At 46.8% G+C, this 16,996-nt stretch carries 17 protein-coding genes; 10 read left to right on the top strand and 7 right to left on the bottom strand.

Annotated elements, in window-relative coordinates; all coding sequences use genetic code 11:
- Positions 1–26: 26 nt before the first annotated feature.
- Positions 27–1,226, bottom strand: a complete 1,200-nt coding sequence (locus tag GWR21_RS08580) for a glycosyltransferase (protein WP_162331335.1) — start codon at positions 1,224–1,226, stop codon at positions 27–29.
- A 189-nt stretch (positions 1,227–1,415) separates the two neighbouring features.
- Here GWR21_RS08580 and GWR21_RS08575 point away from each other — a divergent pair, with 189 nt between their 5' ends.
- Positions 1,416–1,838: a Dabb family protein gene (locus GWR21_RS08575; protein WP_162331334.1), complete on the top strand. Its 423-nt coding sequence runs from the start codon at positions 1,416–1,418 to the stop codon at positions 1,836–1,838.
- A 137-nt stretch (positions 1,839–1,975) separates the two neighbouring features.
- Positions 1,976–2,377: a hypothetical protein gene (locus tag GWR21_RS08570; protein ID WP_162331333.1), complete on the top strand. Its 402-nt coding sequence runs from the start codon at positions 1,976–1,978 to the stop codon at positions 2,375–2,377.
- A 79-nt stretch (positions 2,378–2,456) separates the two neighbouring features.
- On the opposite strand, the gene GWR21_RS08565 is transcribed toward GWR21_RS08570, so the two are convergent.
- The 3 genes from GWR21_RS08565 to GWR21_RS08555 form a co-directional block, all read right to left on the bottom strand.
- Positions 2,457–5,066, bottom strand: coding sequence for an outer membrane beta-barrel family protein (locus tag GWR21_RS08565; RefSeq protein WP_162331332.1), 2,610 nt, complete (start codon positions 5,064–5,066; stop codon positions 2,457–2,459).
- A gap of 136 nt (positions 5,067–5,202) precedes the next feature.
- Positions 5,203–5,916 carry a LytR/AlgR family response regulator transcription factor gene (locus GWR21_RS08560; protein WP_162331331.1) on the bottom strand — a complete coding sequence of 238 codons (714 nt, stop codon included), beginning with the start codon at positions 5,914–5,916 and terminating at the stop codon, positions 5,203–5,205.
- Between the two features lie 156 nt (positions 5,917–6,072).
- The gene (locus GWR21_RS08555; protein ID WP_162331330.1) at positions 6,073–7,131 is read right to left on the bottom strand and encodes a sensor histidine kinase; all 1,059 of its coding nucleotides are present in this window, start codon (positions 7,129–7,131) and stop codon (positions 6,073–6,075) included.
- 215 nt (positions 7,132–7,346) lie between these two features.
- Here GWR21_RS08555 and GWR21_RS08550 point away from each other — a divergent pair, with 215 nt between their 5' ends.
- The 5 genes from GWR21_RS08550 to GWR21_RS08530 all read left to right on the top strand — a co-directional run bounded on the left by GWR21_RS08550 (position 7,347) and on the right by GWR21_RS08530 (position 11,054).
- A complete protein-coding gene (locus tag GWR21_RS08550; protein ID WP_162331329.1) occupies positions 7,347–7,973 on the top strand; it encodes an ATP-binding protein in 627 nt (208 codons plus the stop codon).
- A complete protein-coding gene (locus GWR21_RS08545; protein ID WP_162331328.1) occupies positions 7,966–8,373 on the top strand; it encodes a response regulator in 408 nt (135 codons plus the stop codon). The genes GWR21_RS08550 and GWR21_RS08545 overlap by 8 nt, the downstream gene beginning before the upstream one ends.
- Positions 8,374–8,468: 95 nt before the next feature.
- The gene (locus GWR21_RS08540; protein ID WP_162331327.1) at positions 8,469–9,878 is read left to right on the top strand and encodes an MBL fold metallo-hydrolase; all 1,410 of its coding nucleotides are present in this window, start codon (positions 8,469–8,471) and stop codon (positions 9,876–9,878) included.
- A gap of 49 nt (positions 9,879–9,927) precedes the next feature.
- Positions 9,928–10,137 carry a hypothetical protein gene (locus GWR21_RS08535; protein WP_162331326.1) on the top strand — a complete coding sequence of 70 codons (210 nt, stop codon included), beginning with the start codon at positions 9,928–9,930 and terminating at the stop codon, positions 10,135–10,137.
- 50 nt (positions 10,138–10,187) lie between these two features.
- Complete coding sequence (locus GWR21_RS08530; protein WP_162331325.1) at positions 10,188–11,054, top strand: aldose 1-epimerase family protein; 867 nt, start codon at positions 10,188–10,190, stop codon at positions 11,052–11,054.
- A 50-nt stretch (positions 11,055–11,104) separates the two neighbouring features.
- Here the strand turns inward: GWR21_RS08530 and GWR21_RS08525 are convergent, their stop codons facing one another.
- Positions 11,105–11,743, bottom strand: a complete 639-nt coding sequence (locus tag GWR21_RS08525; RefSeq protein ID WP_162331324.1) for a CGNR zinc finger domain-containing protein — start codon at positions 11,741–11,743, stop codon at positions 11,105–11,107.
- A gap of 116 nt (positions 11,744–11,859) precedes the next feature.
- On the opposite strand from GWR21_RS08525, the gene GWR21_RS08520 reads away from it, so the two are divergent.
- Both GWR21_RS08520 and GWR21_RS08515 read left to right on the top strand, forming a co-directional pair.
- Entirely contained in the window at positions 11,860–12,804 is a 945-nt protein-coding gene (locus tag GWR21_RS08520; protein ID WP_162331323.1) for an EamA family transporter, read from the top strand.
- 67 nt (positions 12,805–12,871) lie between these two features.
- Positions 12,872–13,645 (top strand): phosphosulfolactate synthase, encoded by a 774-nt coding sequence (locus GWR21_RS08515; RefSeq protein ID WP_162331322.1) that lies wholly within the window; start codon positions 12,872–12,874, stop codon positions 13,643–13,645.
- Positions 13,646–13,750: 105 nt separating this feature from the next.
- Here the strand turns inward: GWR21_RS08515 and mgrA are convergent, their stop codons facing one another.
- Together mgrA and GWR21_RS08505 are read right to left on the bottom strand one after the other, a co-directional pair.
- Positions 13,751–14,746 carry an L-glyceraldehyde 3-phosphate reductase gene (mgrA, locus tag GWR21_RS08510; protein ID WP_162331321.1) on the bottom strand — a complete coding sequence of 332 codons (996 nt, stop codon included), beginning with the start codon at positions 14,744–14,746 and terminating at the stop codon, positions 13,751–13,753.
- A 114-nt stretch (positions 14,747–14,860) separates the two neighbouring features.
- Positions 14,861–15,736, bottom strand: a complete 876-nt coding sequence (locus GWR21_RS08505; RefSeq protein ID WP_162331320.1) for an AraC family transcriptional regulator — start codon at positions 15,734–15,736, stop codon at positions 14,861–14,863.
- Between the two features lie 326 nt (positions 15,737–16,062).
- On the opposite strand from GWR21_RS08505, the gene GWR21_RS08500 reads away from it, so the two are divergent.
- Entirely contained in the window at positions 16,063–16,995 is a 933-nt protein-coding gene (locus GWR21_RS08500; protein WP_162331319.1) for a dihydrodipicolinate synthase family protein, read from the top strand.
- Position 16,996: the final 1 nt, after the last annotated feature.

The following is a 16,996-nucleotide window of genomic DNA, read 5'->3' as shown; positions in this document are numbered from 1 at the left end:
TTTGGTGAAACAATACATGGCGGTGGTTACAGTGCTGCCATATTATTATCGTATGTAGGATGTTGTTTTTTGATCAGTTCATAGAACAGCATGGCATGTTTACGTGCCACCGTGCTCCACATGGTACTCCTGGTTTTCATAAACGCTTTCTTACCCATTTCCTGGCGCACGTGTTCATTGCGGAACAGGTAAATGGCATTTGCCGCCAGTGCATCTTCATCACCGGATTCAATGATGATCCCGGTTTCTGCATCCAGCATTTCTTCCGCCAGTACAAATGAATTGGAAATAATGGGACAACCGGCACTCATCGCATACATAAATGTACCGCTCATGGCCTGGTTCCTGTCACGCGAAGTGAACAGGTAGATGTCTGTCAGAGACAGATAATTCAACAGTTGCTGGGTAGGAATAAAATCATTTACCAATTTTACATTATTGGTAAGATTATTTTCCCGGATCAGTTGCTCCAGGCTTTCGCGGTAAGTATCCCCTTCTGCTTCCAGTAGATTGGGGTGGGTTGTACCCAGTATGAGGTACATGGCATCTGGAAATTCCGCAGCTATTTTCACCATTGCCCTGATACCTGTCTCAATGCCTTTGTTTGGGCTGAGCAGACCGAAGGTGGTGAGGATCTTTTTATTTTCCAGGTGCAGCCTGTTCCTGAGTTCAACGCGGTTAGCGGCAGGTGTGAAGTGGGTACCATGCGGGATGATCACCAGTTTGTCTGCCGGAATATTGTATTCTTCTGTCAGCAGATGATGCGAATGTTTCGTCATGATCATTACCTTATCCGCCAGCATACAGATGCTTCTGACCAGCTTCAGCCTTTCTACTTCAGGGTCGGGTAGCACTGTGTGAAAGCGTATGATGAAGGGTTTTGTGAGCAGGGAAAGGAAGGCGAGGACGTATTCACCCATGTTTCCACCAAACAGTCCGAATTCATGTTCAATCACCACCATCTTAATAGCAGGATTCCTGTTGATCGCCTCTGCACCGGCAATACAGGAGTTCAGTCTGCAGCCATCCATGACCATCGTAACCGGAGCAGCATAATTTTCTGTGTTGGCCCGTTTATCTAATGCACATATACTGATCTCAAACTCATGTTTTAACAGATGTGTGAGTTCATTTGTCAGGTCTTCCGCAAAAGTGGCAATACCACATTTACGCGGTGAATACGTACTCACGAAGAGTATCTCCGGTTTCATGTCGAATGTGTCCATATGTAATTTTTTAACGCTGTATCAGATATAGAACTAACATTGGGTAAGGGGCAAACAGGGCATTGGGATCATTAACGGTGTCTTACTTTGGGGAAATTCCTCCGTTCGTAGATTGCAAAAAGCGAACCAGTCAGATTTGGCACCAGTATTCTGATATTTTTACTATTTTTCTGTACTAAAACTGACCCTATGTCGAAACAAACCAGACGACAATTTTTATCTGCTGCCGGTAAGACGGCTGCGGTGACCGGTATGGCAGGTATGACAGGAGGCGTTGCGATGGCAGCAGCCGCGCCCGTACAGAAGGTATTTGTACACCACGTTTATTTCTGGCTGAACAACCCGGAGAGCCAGGAGGACAAAGCAAAACTCATTGCTGGATTGCAGAAGCTGGCGAAAGGCGCAAAAACCATCCAGCAGCATCATATTGGCGTACCATCCACGACTAACCGCGACGTGATAGAGCGTTCTTATCAGGTATCGTGGCTACTGTTCTTCAGGAACAAGGCGGAGCAGGATATTTATCAAACCGATCCTGCACACCTGAAATTTATAGAGGAGTGTTCTTCCGTGTGGAAAAAGGTGATTGTATACGATTCTGAAGATATTTAACGATATTTGAGTAGAACAGCACAGTTCCGTCCTGCGAACAGCGGACGGGCTGTTTGCAAATCAGCCGGGATCTGTCCATACCAGCCAGAGGTCTAACCAATGCCAGCCTTGATCTTACTTGTAAAAGCAATTGTATTATGCTGAAGAGAATCATAGGACTGCTGTTCCCCACAAGCCCGCCGGAACCTCATGCCTTCCTTAAATCTACAGGGAGCAGGATCATGGTGAATGTACAGGACTGTACCATTATTACTTCTAACTATTACGAGGAAAGAGCTGACAGCGACGGACTGGAAGTGCATATGCTGGATGGCCTTATAGGACATCGTAGTGATGAGATGAGGGCCCGGGAGATCTGTTATCTGTCATGCGCTTACCGCCCCGATCAGCATACGCGGATGGAGTTGCTGAGTCCTTACATCTACAAGGACCGCATGACGGTCAATTTCCTGCTGGAAAGGCATAAACAGATATCGATCTATGTCAATCCTGTTGACTGCAGAGAGTATTATTTCGATCTTGAATTTATGAACGCTTAATCCCTGACGTACTTATAGACAAAAAGCGAATAGCCTCAAGGCTATTCGCTTTTTGTCTATAAGTACGTCAGGGAGTCTTCTATTGCATTCCGTCCATCATACCCTGGTTCCCGGCACCTGAACTCTTCCGTTTGAACAATGAAGCATCTACCTTACCGAAGCGGTATGCGATGTTCAGTTTGATCATCTGAGGGTTTCTCAGGCGTTCGTAGTTCTGGATGAAGTAGTCGCTGTAAGAGTACTGACTGGTCTTACGGGAGCGGAATATATCACTAACAGCCAGTGTAGCCGAAAGCGCTTTGGTTTTCAGGAAGCTCTTTTTCAGTGCGATATCTATACCATAGAAAGAACGGATATAACCCTGAGAAGCGCTCTGCGCTTCCATACCTGGAGGACCGCCACCAAAGCCGGTATTAGTATTGATCGGGAGATTAGTTTTGGACTGATAGGTACCTGTCAGCTGCAGGTCAAACGCTTTAGGCAGTTTGAAGTTACTGTTGATCTTTCCGAATACGCTCCAAAGTGCATCCTGTTGCGCGGCAGCATTAGCCGCTGCATTGATCCGGGAATTGTACAGATTGATGTTGGTGGACATATCCCACCATTTGGTGAAATAGTTCTGTACTGTGATCTCAGCACCGGTCGTATAGCTGCTGCTTGCGTTGATATAGGTATTGATCAGCGCCGTGTTACCAGTAGTAGCGTCAGTCTGACGGTCTATGAAACTGGTGATGGTATTATCTGTGTGTTTGTAGTATACAGATCCCAGGAAGGTATGGTTGCCTTTGAATGTCTTCAGGTAAGACAGTTCGAGGGACTGTGTGAACTCAGGTATCAGACCCGGATTACCCTTGGTGATATTCAGTTTGTCAGTAGAGTCGGCAAATGGTATCAGCTGGAAGAAGTTCGGACGGTTGATACGGCGGGTGCCACTCAGTTGTATTTCCTGGTCATGTTTCAGTTTCTGGCTCAGGAAGATGGTAGGGAACAGGCTGACAGGGTAGCTGTTGCTGAACTTTTCACCAGTGCGGATCAGTTCACCATCGTACCTGGAGCTCTCACCACGCAGACCCAGTTTATAACTGAAGCTATGGATACTGCTGCTGAAGGTCGCATAGGCGGCATAGATGCTTTCGTCGTTCTTATAGTTGCTGGTGTTACCGGAAGTGAGGTCATATGAGTCGCTCGCTTCGTTGAACAGGTAGTTATAGTTGTTGTTCTCGATATGACGGAGGTTCGCACGTAAACCGGCTTCGAGTTTGCTTTTAGCGCCTAACGGTTTTACGTAGTCGGACTGTATCGTGATGTTACGCATCTTACCGTCACCATTGATCTTTTCACGTTCATTGCTGGTGACAGCACCACCTTTGATATTGTAGTAGTCGGTTGTGTAATCGGAACGGTTGGTATTCTTACCACCGAAGTAGTTCGCATCAATTGTGAGTTCTTCACCTTCGTGAGGGAAGAGGTGTTTCATGCCGAGTACCAGACCGTTACCATTGAACTCACGTTTACCCGCTGTATTTCTGCGGGAAAATGCTGTCATCGCACCACCGTTATACATGGTGTCAGAGTCGATGTCGAGTATGCTGGAAGGCTTGAAGGTACCGTGTACTTTAATACCAGAGATGGACAAGGTGGTACGGTTGGTCATGAAATAATCAAGACCCAGGCGGCCGAACATAAAACCACCATTGGTTTTAGATGTGTTCTGCTGCAGGGTATGGATATTCGGATCATCTGCGATGTCCAGCCTGTCGGTCTTACCGGTAGTACGGTCGCGCATCTGGTTGATCATACCGCTGGCAGTCACGTTAAATTTGCCCTGACGTAAGTTGAAGTCACCGCCGCCATTGATGCCGCCGCGTTTGTCGACACCCGCACGGAGATTACCATTATAACCAGTTTTACGGTTCTTTTTCAGTACAATGTTCACGATACCGGCGCCACCGCCTGAAGCGTCGTATTTGGCGCTCGGAGCGGTCATTACTTCCACACTTTCGATCGCGTCCGCAGGGATCTGGTCGAGGGTGAGGGTAGTAGGACGGCCATCAATGAGGAGCTGTGGCGCTGCATTACGCATGGTCATATTGCCATCAATGTCCACATTTACAGAAGGCACGTTCTTCATGACATCCTGTGCAGTACCACCGGCGCTGGAAATATTCTGCTCTACGTTGAACACCTTTTTATCCATATCCACTTTCATCAGCGGTTTGGATGCGGTGACGGTCACGCCCTGCAGCTGACTAATGTCCTGTGTCAGTTTGATATTCCCCAGGTCTTTATCAAAAGACGGCATCGTACCAGGGGCCGGCTTTTTAGACATAAAGGAGACGGTCTGCGCATAAGGTTTGAAACCGGTAGCTGATATTTTCAGGATCAGCGGCCCCATAATGGGCAGCTCTTCCAGGTTGAACTCACCATTGTTCTGCGTAATAACGCCTTTAATAAGGATATCTTTACGGGTATTGGTAGCAGAATCTACTCTGTTCTGGAATACAATCACAGAAGTATAAGGCATCGGTTTACCCTCATTATCGAGGATCTTACCATAGAGGCGGCCGATGCTGGGTGGTTTACCTCCCGCGAATCCGCCAGGTGCGCCGCCGGGGCCTCCCGGCCGCTGCTGCGCAGATACGTAACAAGAAAAGGTCAACATGGCGAACAGCCAGAAAAATCTTTGCATAAGTAACATTCTTATAAACACAAAACTAATAGCGTACTTCCATTATACATAGCAAATGAGACAATGACAGGAAATAACGCGACAAAAAACGGGAAATACAGCGTTGGGTATAGCCACATGATAAGCTCCGAAGGGCTTATCTGGTGCCGGTAAGGGCGGCTACAGTTTCCCTGTAGTTATCTCCTACAGGAAGCTCCATTGTGCCGATAAAAACACTGTTCTTGCGAATAGCGGTAATATGAGCGACAGCAATAATATAGGATTTATGTATACGGATAAACCGGGCCGGGGGCAACTGTTCTTCTACCTGCTTTAGTGGCATACGCGTCACGACAGGTTTGGCAGCGCCGGTCAGGTGTATCCTGATATAGTCTTTTAATGCTTCTATCCAGATGATATCGGCGATATTGATCTTCAGCAGACTATAGTCTGAATTGACGAAAAAGAATTCCGGTGTGGTGCCAGGAGCCGCTGGTATCTGCTGGTTTTTCAGCTGGTATAGTTCTCTGGCTTTATTACAGGCTTTGATAAATCTCGGCAGACTGACCGGTTTCACGAGATAGTCGGTGACATCCAGTTCAAATCCTTCCAGTGCGTATTTTTCATAAGCCGTAATGAGGACGATCATAGGTTTGTGCGACAGGCTTTGTATGAACTGCAGCCCCGTCAGCCCAGGCATCTGGATATCGAGGAAGATCAGGTCAACAGTAGTTTCCTGCAGCACTTTAATAGCTTCGAACGCATCCGCACATTTGGCCACCAGTTCAAGGAAAGGTACCTGGCGGATATTATCTTCCAGGAGGTCAAGGGCAAGCGGTTCATCGTCAACAGCTATACAGCGTAAATGCATAGAAAATTAGGAATTAGGAATTACGAATTAGGAATTGGTTAGCCGGAAACACCGATATGCCTGCTTTGTCTGCAAATGGGCCAGATAGCTATTTTCCTGAAGCATCGGAAGCATTTCCCATGCTTGAGCAACATGCAAAGTTAATGCGTAATTCATTTAATGTAAATGTAATTGCAAAGATACCACAAACCATCCGTCCTTCTTATTGATCAGCAGCTGGTATTCATCTTTGTACAACAGATTCAGTCTGCGTTTCACATTTGTGAGTCCAATGCCGGAGGTTTTATCTTTGATCTCGGTGAACTCCGGATTGTATTTGTTCCTGACGGAAAACTGTAGTAATCCGTGGCTGGCCCGCAATTCAATATCTATACGCGCATCCTGGATGAGTCCTGTTCCATGCTTAAAAGCGTTCTCCACAAAAGGGATCAGCAGCATGGGTTCTATCTCATAACCCTGTTCCGGCAGCTGCATAGATACGTTGACCTGCACTTTAGCCCCAAAACGCTGTTGCTGGAGATCAATATAACTCTGCAGGTAATCGGTTTCCTTTTCCAGCGCGACCGTGTCTTCATCAGCTTCATACAGCATGTAACGCATGAGCGACGACAGTTTGATAAGAGAGGGCTCCAGCTGGTCAGATTGCTTTCTGGCCAGTGCCACCATGTTATTCAGTACGTTGAACATAAAGTGAGGACTCACCTGCGAGCGCAATAGGGAAAGTTCTGTTTTCAGATTCTCATTTTCCTTCGCACTGGCCAGCTTGTCCGCATTCATTTTATCCCTGATCATCCGCCAGGCCGTACTACAGGCCAGAATAAACAGCTGGGTGAAGAAGGTGAACAGGATGGTGGGCTTCAGATCGAATTGTTTGTGTGAGATGAATGCCTGCACGAAGATATATTTGAAGTATACCTGCGAAGCGAACAGCAGGAGCAGCACGCCGGTGAACTGCAGGTATCTTTTCCGGTAGATCAGTTTGGGGATCAGCACAGCAGCGTTCAGATAGAAGAACAGGGTGAGGATAATGGCATTGATGATGAAATGGAAATGCCAGAAATGCTCGTCCGGGTCAGGGCCGCGATGCTGATCGGGTGAAGGGCGTAAAAGATAGGGCAGCGAAAAAAGTGTGATCCAGGCGACAGCATGCAGGAATACCTGCGCCCATTTCCTGGAATACCAGGCTTGCCTGGTATCGTTAACAACTGTAGTCATCCGGTTTATTAGCATTAATCACCTCAAAAGAACCAAAAAAATTAATATAACCCGGAAATATTGAGATGAATATGGTTTTTTTTGCGGCAAACTGGTTCTTTTCTTTATATTGCTGTCTATTAGTGAGTTAGAAAGACAAGCATATCCAAACCCCAGGAATAACCTTTAATTAATCCGATATTATCAGCCCGGTGTGTCAAAATAACTATGAATTAATGAAGACCGGTCATGCAAATGACCGGTGGCAGGCAGTAGCAGATGCTATTGAAGAATGGCTGCTGCATAGGCAGGCGGCGACCGTGTCTATCCTGAGTGCCCCGCATGATAAGAAGGAAAAGATGAAGTCACAGGTATATAAGCAAAGTTCATTTTCAGATTGCGGGTCCGAACTAATGTCCAGGCAGGTGTGGTCGGTGCATAGTCCGCAGATTGTTGAAGAAAATGCACATGTGACATCAACTCTCGCCCTACCCATTATTAATTATGTAAAAGTATATTTAGAAAATATTTTATTTAATTTGATCGATGATGCAATGATGTGCACCCGGACAGGTATGTCAACGGAACTAACGGTGTGTACCTGGAAGGAGGAGGGCCGTATCGTATGGGTGGTAGAGGATAATGGCATAGGGATTGACCTGAAAAAACATCAGGAACAGCTATTCCGATATAAGAAGAAGTTTCACCGCGGTTACGAAAGCAATGGCACAAGCCCATATAAGATCAGAAATCAGGTTAGGACGTTTGCAGGCAATATTGAAGTCAAAAGTGAAATAGAAAAAGGGAGCAGCTTCTACGTTTATTTTAATAACCGCGAATACACCTTACAGCAAGATGAATAAAGTTAAGAATGTTTGCATTGTTGATGACGATGAATTATTTCAGTTTGTAATGCGACAGCACTTTGAGCGCCTGGACCTGGTAGAGCGTGTCCAGAAGTTTACAGATGGGGAACAGGCCCTTCAGTTTATTAAGTCTCACCTTGACCATCCGGACGAATTACCGGACCTTATCCTACTGGATGTGAATATGCCGTATATGGACGGCTGGCAGTTTCTGGCCGAATTTGTCCGGCTGACCATACCCGCTGGCAAACATATCCGGGTATATATCCTTACCAGTTCTACGCATGAAAGCGATCTGCAACGGGCAAGAGAGTTTCCTTCCCTGTCCGGTTACCTCGTTAAACCAATCGGAAAGAACATGATCCGTGAGCTGCTCGTCGGCGCGGAACAGCTATAGGCTATTTACTGTATCAAAATCAGGATGATATCTGATGGCCGTCATCCTCCTCCTTGCCGCTAAGGCGCATCTTTGTCGTACAAGTACTGTCAATCATGAAAATAGAACAGCTTTACACAGGTTGCCTTGCGCATGGGGCCTATTATATTGAGAGCAATGGCGTTGCTGCTATCATCGACCCATTACGCGATATAGCCGCTTATGTCAGCAGGGCCGCAGCCGATAACGCCGTGATACAATATGTGCTGGAAACGCATTTCCATGCCGATTTTGTATCCGGTCACCTCGACCTGGCAGCTGCTACAGGCGCCACCATCGTATTCGGTCCGGGGGCACAACCAGCCTTCCCGGCACATATAGCAACTGATGGGGAAATACTCACACTCGGCGATGTAAAGATCAGGGTACTACATACTCCCGGTCATACTATGGAAAGTACCTGCTACCTGCTTCTGGATGAAACCGGGCGGGAAACGGCCCTGTTTTCAGGAGATACGCTTTTCATCGGAGATGTGGGGCGGCCGGATCTCGCGCAACAAGCCTCCGGAAAGACCAGGGATGAACTGGCAGGGATACTGTATGATTCCCTCCGCACGAAGATCATGACGTTACCTCCGCATATTACTATCTATCCGGCACATGGGGCAGGAAGTGCCTGTGGAAAGGTGATTAGTCAGGAGCGTACTGACACGCTTGCGGGACAGTTAAGTACCAACTACGCTTTACGGGAGGATATGACGAGGGCGGAGTTCATACAGGCGGTGACAGAAGGATTAACACCGCCGCCTGCTTATTTCCCGATGAATGTGAAGATGAATAAGCAGGGGTATAAAAATGTGGAAGAAGTGATCGCCCGTGGCGTACGTCCGTTGTCACCGGCCGACTTTGAAGCGCTATCCGAAGAAACGGGTGCTATGATACTGGATACCCGCGGACCAGAGCAATTTGTACAGGGGTTTGTACCCGGTTCCTTCAATATCGGACTGGATGGCAATTTCGCCCCCTGGGCAGGTACACTGATACCAATTGGAGATAAACCTATTTTATTTATTGCAGATGCAGGCAGGGAGCTGGAAGTAGTGACCCGCCTGTCGCGGATCGGCTTTGATAATACGATCGGTTACCTGGAAGGAGGGTACAATGCCTGGAAAGCAAGCGGCGGCCCCACAGATGGTATAGTGGTGGTGACGCCCGAAGAGCTGGCCGTACGTCAGACCTGGCTGCCGGTGAATATGCTGGACGTTCGCAGGAAGAATGAATTCAACATAGAGCATATTGCTGGTGCCATTAATATTCCGCTGGAGTACATTCATGAACGGGTAGACCTGGATAAAAAGAAACTGTATTATGTTTATTGTGCAGGTGGTTATCGCTCTGTTATATTCATTTCCATTATGCGTACGCGCGGGTATCACAACCTGGTGGATGTGAAAGGAGGGTTGAAAGGCATCCGGGATAACGGACATTTTCTGCTGACAGACCATCTGGAACCATCGTTCCGATAGATGGGCTGGCATGTGTCTTGTTTAATCATCAGTATAAAATCTGCAACACATGAAAACATTTGGTCTCATTCTTATTATTGCTGGTATTGCCATGATCATCATCCGTGGCTTCTCTGTAAAACAGGAAAAAAAGGTAGTGGACCTTGGTCCGCTTGAAGTGAATAAAACTGAAAACCGCTGGATAGGATGGCCTACCTATGCAGGTGGTATCGTGGCAGCTGTAGGGCTGGTACTGGTCATCAGTGGCCGTAAAAAATAAGGCATCAGATAAGCGTACGAATGGTTATTTTTGAAGACAAAAAGTTTCGTATGCCTGAATTAATGAACGATAAGCTACAGGTAGTTGTTGCAGAGAAAGGAGCGGAGTTACAGCACATTGTCCGTAAGGACCTTCAGCAGGAATACCTGTGGCATGCCGGACCAGAATGGGCGAAAAAAAGCCCTGTGTTATTCCCGATAGTGGGAACACTAAAGAACAATACTTACACATATAAAGGAAAAAGCTACACGCTTGGCCGCCATGGCTTCGCCCGTGATAAGGTGTTCACGGTGACTGAGCATACGGCTGATCAGCTGACTTTCACGCTGACCGATTCGGAAGATTCATTAAAAGTATATCCGTTTCATTTCCGCTTTCATGTGATATACACCCTGCATGATACTTCCCTGAAAGTATCGTATGTAGTGGAAAATACGGGTAAGGACACGATGTATTTCTCTGTAGGTGCACACCCGGCATTTAAGGTGCCGCTGACAGAAGGTACTTCCTACGAGGATTACTATCTGCATTTTAACCAGGAGGAGAATGACGGTGTATGGCCATTGTCCGATGACGGCCTGATAGAACTGACGCCTGAACCATTCCTGGTGAAAACGCATCAGCTGTCACTGAAACATTCCCTGTTCTATAAAGATGCACTCGTGTTTAAGACATTGGCGTCAAACATTATGGAGCTGAAAAGTGATAAGTCACCCCGCGGACTGAAAATGCAGTATGACGGATTTCCTTATATGGGCATCTGGGCAGCAAAAGATGCGGACTTTGTATGTATTGAGCCCTGGAACGGAATCGCTGACAGCGTAAATGCAACCGGCGATATCACCGGCAAGGAAGGCATTCATATACTGGAAGCAGGTAAACGTTTCGAGAGAAGCTGGACTGTTACTACTTACTAAGCCAGTATGATAAAAAAGTAACGGGGTGTCGGTCTGACCGGTACCCCGTTTTATTTTAGCTCTTCTTCCGATTGTTCCTTTTTTCGCTGGTAATAACGTCTGGACTTATCGGCTGTACCACAGCTGGTAGGACTACACCAACGCTTCTTGTTGTTTTTAGTCAGGTCCAGGAAGATCCAGCCGCAGGTCGCACACTCCTTAATACGCACATGTTCAGCTGTAGTTAACACATCATAGGCCGATTTCATGACTATCCACAGCGGGGCCATGAGGTCCGTATAGTCCTGTTTGAGGGTGGCCTGTAAGCCCTGGTCAGCAGGAATGAACTGCAGGCGTGAAAGCGCACCTGTCAGCGCTTTATTGAATTTCTCCAGTACACCCGGGGCTAGTGTAGCCCCATCATCTTCTGCAATACCGGAAAAGAACTGGTACAGCATTTTCCTGTACTTCTTTAATTGCTGCAGGGCAGTACCCGCAGTTGCTTCGTCTTTGGCCGCATATTGAAGTAACGCCTGCCGTTGTGCGTCTTCCAGTATATCTACTTTTTCACACCAGGCGATAACGTCTTTATAGCTGCCGAGATATTCGTGCAGGTTGATGCCCCTCCATGCATTTACCGTATTGATAAAATGAAAGCAGAGGGCGCCGCCATCGAGGGGCAGGGTAGCTATGGATCTTTCTTTACTCATGTGCTTACTCAAAAATACGGCATTTGCTTTGATTACTATCAAAAGTAAATTTACTGGTAATAAAATTTCCTTATTTTTATACCAGTAAACATGCTTTAACAGGTAAAATAAATAGAATGAATGCTGAACGGAATGCCCCACAATGGTTGATCATACTGGCCTTTCTGGCTATTTATATCGTTTGGGGTACGACCTACCTGGCAGTTATTTATGGTTTGAAGGGATTTCCGCCATTTATGCTTTCAGGACTGCGTTATGTGATAGCGGCAGTTCTGTTGCTCGGATGGTGCCTGTTAAAGAAAACACCCTGGCCGGGATGGTCAGCGGTCAGGGTATGTGCTATCAGCGGTATACTAATGCTGGTAGGAGGGAGTGGGATGGTGGCCTGGTCAGAGCAATACGTGACGTCCGGACAGGCTGCGATCGTGATTGCAGCGGAGCCTTTTGTATTTCTGCTGGCCGACCGGAAACGCTGGCGGGAATATTTCAGTAGTCCTTTTATTATTACGGGCCTGTTAGTAGGATTTGCAGGTATTATATTATTCTTCGGAGGAGGAGATAGTGGGGCGCAAGCGGCAGCAGGCGTGTCTATGCAGTGGATCGGATATGGTGTCATACTGATAGGAACGATATGCTGGGCAGGAGGAGCATTATATGCAGAAGGGAAGCTGAGCAGACAGGTGCCGAATGCCATGAGCAGTGGTATACAGTTGCTGGCGGCGGCGATGGCCAGTAATTTACTCAGCATAGTGACAGGAGAGTGGTCGCATTTCAATATACAGCAGGTACCGGCAGTGGCGTGGGGCGGATTATTATATCTTGTTTTCTTTGGCTCCCTCATCGCCTATATGGCATTTACCTGGCTCATAACAGTGCGTCCGCCTGCACTGGTCAGCACCCATACTTACGTTAATCCCGTAGTGGCGGTGCTGATGGGCTGGGCTTTTGTAAATGAAACGCTCAGTAGTATGCAGCTATCGGGTATGTTTGTGATCCTGGTAGGTGTATTGTTAACTAATTTCCCCAGCTACAAACTATCTTTCAGGCGGCAACGGGTCTGATCATTTTTTGAATACCTTTGTCCGGAAGTTAATTAAAGGAAGTAAATCGCAGCAAAACTTTAGGAAAATGAATTTTAACCTGGACAAAATCCCTGAACGTACAAAACAACCTCGTTCATTTGGTATTACAATGGTGACTGACAAGGGCCTGAGCCTGCAGGATACAAAAGACTTCCTGACCGTAGCTGCGCCACACGTGGATATGGTCAAGCTGGCCTTCGGCACCGCATACGTTACACCCAATCTTGATGAAAAGATCAAAGTTTATCAGTCTTATAATATCCCCGTTTATTTCGGTGGATTACTGCTGGAAGCGTTCATCATCCGCAACCAGTTCAATGACTATATCGAGGTAGCTAAGAAGTATGATATCAATTACTTTGAAGTATCGGATGGTTCATTGTCTATTCCGCATGCAGAGAAATGCGGCTATATAGAAAAGCTGGCGAAGCTGGGTACTGTATTAAGTGAGATCGGTTCAAAAGATAAGGACCGTGAGCATATTACTCCTCCCTACAAATGGATAGAACTGATCAAGACGGAACTATCTGCCGGGTCGCAATATATTATTGCGGAAGCAAGGGAAACAGGTACCGTTGGTCTGTACCGCGACTCCGGTGAAGTGAGGGAAGGACTGGTGCAGGAGATCCTGACACAGATCTCGGGGGAGAAGATCATCTGGGAAGCACCTCGAAAAGACCAGCAACTGTATTTCCTTGAGCTGATGGGATGTAATGCGAATCTGGGGAACATCGCATATAATGAAGTGATTTCCCTGGAAGCGATGCGGGTTGGATTACGGGGTGATAGTTTTCATTTTTTCCTGGAAGGGATCAGGTAAGTGATTAAAAAGGCCGGTGATGTCCGGCCTTTTTTAATATATCCAGCACTGATATGTCACTACCATTTATGGCAAAAGCTTTTCTTTTTATTTTCTGTAATGATCTTATTTCAGGATTGTTTCGATCTCGGCTAATTCCGCTGCATCAAACTGTACCTTGTTCAGCGAGCCGAGGTTATTATCCAGCTGATCTACTGAACTTGCCCCTATCAGCACTGTTGTAATACGCTGATCTTTCAGCAGCCATGCCAGTGCCATCTGCGCCAGTGTCTGTCCTCTTCTCAGTGCGATCGCATTCAGGCTCTGTATCTTATCCAGCTTGTCTTGTGTGATCTGGTCCGCTTTCAGGAACCCACTTGGTTTGCTCGCTCTGGAGCCTTCCGGAATACCTTTCAGGTAACGGTCGGTCAGTAGTCCCTGTGCCAGCGGAGAGAACGGAATACATCCCACGCCATTGGCTTCCAGCACATCCAGTAGTCCTCCTTCCACCCATCTTTCAAACATGGAATATTTAGGCTGATGGATCAGGCAGGGTGTGCCCAGTGATTTTAACACAGCCAGTGCTGCACTTGTCTGTTCTGCGGTATAGTTGGACAGGCCCACGTATAATGCCTTACCCTGACGGACGGCAGTATCCAGCGCGCCCATCGTTTCCTCTATCGGGGTATCCGGATCAGGGCGATGAGAATAAAAGATGTCTACATAATCCAGCTTCATACGACGCAGACTCTGATCAAGGCTGGACAGCACATACTTACGGGAACCCCATTCTCCATACGGACCAGGCCACATATGATAGCCGGCTTTCGTAGAGATCACCAGTTCATCGCGCAGATTCCCCCTAAAGTCTTTCTGTAATATAGCGCCGAAATTTTCTTCAGCAGATCCAGGTACCGGACCATAGTTGTTGGCCAGGTCAAAGTGGGTGATACCTTTATCGAACGCACGACGTACAATTGCACGGCCGTTCTCAAAATTGTCTATAGACCCGAAGTTATGCCAGAGGCCCAGTGAAATAGCCGGAAGACGGATCCCGCTTTTACCGCAGCGGTTGTATATCATACTATCGTACCGGTCACCTGCAGGAATATAAGCACTCATAATGTGGTTTTTTTGGACGTACAAGATAGTGCTATTTGTAACAAAATGCATATTCCCTTATCCGGGCAGGGAAGTGCCGGTCACTATTAATTAAAAGAGTAGCTATGTGCTGCGTTAGACGCTCTGGAAGTAACTGTTCATATAATCACTGGGTGACTGCTGCGTGACCGATTTAAATACCCTGTTAAAGTTGGTGATACTGTTAAAACCACAGGTATATGCAACAGTAGCAATATTATCATAACTGCCGTCTGTCAGTTTTTTACAGGCTTCATTGATCCTGACCTCGTTCAGAAACGATACGAACGTATGCAAGGTATGCTTTTTAAAGAAGCGGCAGAATGCCTGCGGTGTCATACAAGCCTGTTTGGCAGCATCTTCCAGCGTGATTGGCTTGTCATAGTGATGCATGATGTAATTGTAGATATTCCCTATACGGATACCTTCATGTTCACTGACAGGCTGTGCGCGCTGACCAGAAGACAACGGGCTAATATCCGGGCAACCGGACAACTGCTTCAGTAATTCGATGAACTGTAACAGCTGCTCCGCACCGGAGCTGTTGGTGATCTTCAGCATACGGCTGGAAATATCAGTTGCATGCTCAGGCGGTACTTTAAACCCGGACTGGTGCTGCTGGATGAAATTCTTCAGGACCTTGATCTCAGGCAGACTGAAAAATCCGGATAGCTCTCCGTCAGGATTAAAGAAGATCACCAGTGCCACTATCTTCTTCCGGCTTTTGGGCTGAAAATAGGACGCCTCACTTTTAAAGATATGCGGCTGATTGGCACCTAACCAATAGATCTCATTGGAACGGAACGGGTGCATATTGTTATCGGCCACTAAGGTACCTTCACCCTGCTGGATCCAGGTAAGCTGGATCTCCTGGTGCCTGTGCAGATGTGGATAGAAATACGGCAGTACATCCTTTTGTACAATGATGGACTTGTCCAGCGGAACAGGTATGGTAAACTGTAACACTTTCATCGGTAGCAATTTTAATAGTAAGCGCAAGTTGGCTTGCCGGAATGTTTTTACAGGTTGTTGTTCTTTCTTACGTGCGATTACAAGCGACTTTGGTTAATACTTGTATATTAATGAGTGTGAAACTTACAATTATTACTTGTGTACCAATATTACAAATTTTAACCCGGATTCTGCAAAAAAATAACACATTGGGTCAAAAAAAGGTTAACTCCCGGACTATATGAATAGTAGCCCTGAAAAACAGGTTAATATCAGGTAATAATTGATTACTATCAGATAGGTAGTCTTTAGTCGTTTCTGATACTTTTGACAAAAATTGTTCTTCTATGGCTATTGAATGGAAAGGAATATTTCCCGCATTTACCACAAAGTTTACAGCCGCTGATGAACTGGACCTGCCGTTGTTCGGAAAGAACCTGCAAGCCCAGATCGCTGCCGGTATTGATGGTGTAATTTTAGGCGGCTCGCTGGGTGAGGCCAGTGTGATCACTACCGCTGAAAAAGAAACCCTGACGAAGTATGCAGTAGAACAGGTCGCGGGAAAGATCCCGGTTGTCATGAATATTGCAGAAGGATCAACCAGTGAAGCGATCAGACAGGCGAAACTAGCTGCTTCCTGGGGCGCTAAAGGCCTGATGCTGCTGCCGCCTATGCGTTATAAAAGCGATGAACGCGAAACAGCCGAATACTTCAAGGCAGTCGCTGCGTCAACGGAGCTGCCTATCATGATCTATAACAACCCGGTTGATTACAAGATCGAAGTGACGCTCGATATATTTGATCAGCTGCAGGCATACAGTAACGTACAGGCTGTGAAAGAATCAACCCGCGATGTATCTAACGTTACCCGTATGATCAGCCGTTTCGGAGAGCGTTTCAGTATTCTCTGTGGGGTGGATACACTGGCCATGGAAGAAATGATACTGGGTGCTGACGGTTGGGTCGGCGGACTTGTATGCGCTTTCCCCGCTGAGACAGTGGCTATCTATAAACTGACGAAAGCCGGCCGTATTCCGGAAGCACTGGCGATCTACCGCTGGTTCCTGCCATTGCTGGAACTGGACCTGCATCCTAAACTGGTACAATATATTAAACTGGCAGAACAACAGGCTGGTCTTGGTAGTGAAATCGTAAGAGCACCGCGCCTCGCACTGGTAGGTGAAGAACGTGCAAGAATACTGAAGGTGATAGATACCGCCATCGCCAACAGACCAGTACTTCCGGAATATCTCACACTTGAACCTTCATTGATTGTATAAA

It is taken from the genome of Chitinophaga agri (assembly GCF_010093065.1).
Taxonomy (GTDB): domain Bacteria; phylum Bacteroidota; class Bacteroidia; order Chitinophagales; family Chitinophagaceae; genus Chitinophaga; species Chitinophaga agri.
This window is presented reverse-complemented; position numbering and strand designations above follow the sequence as displayed.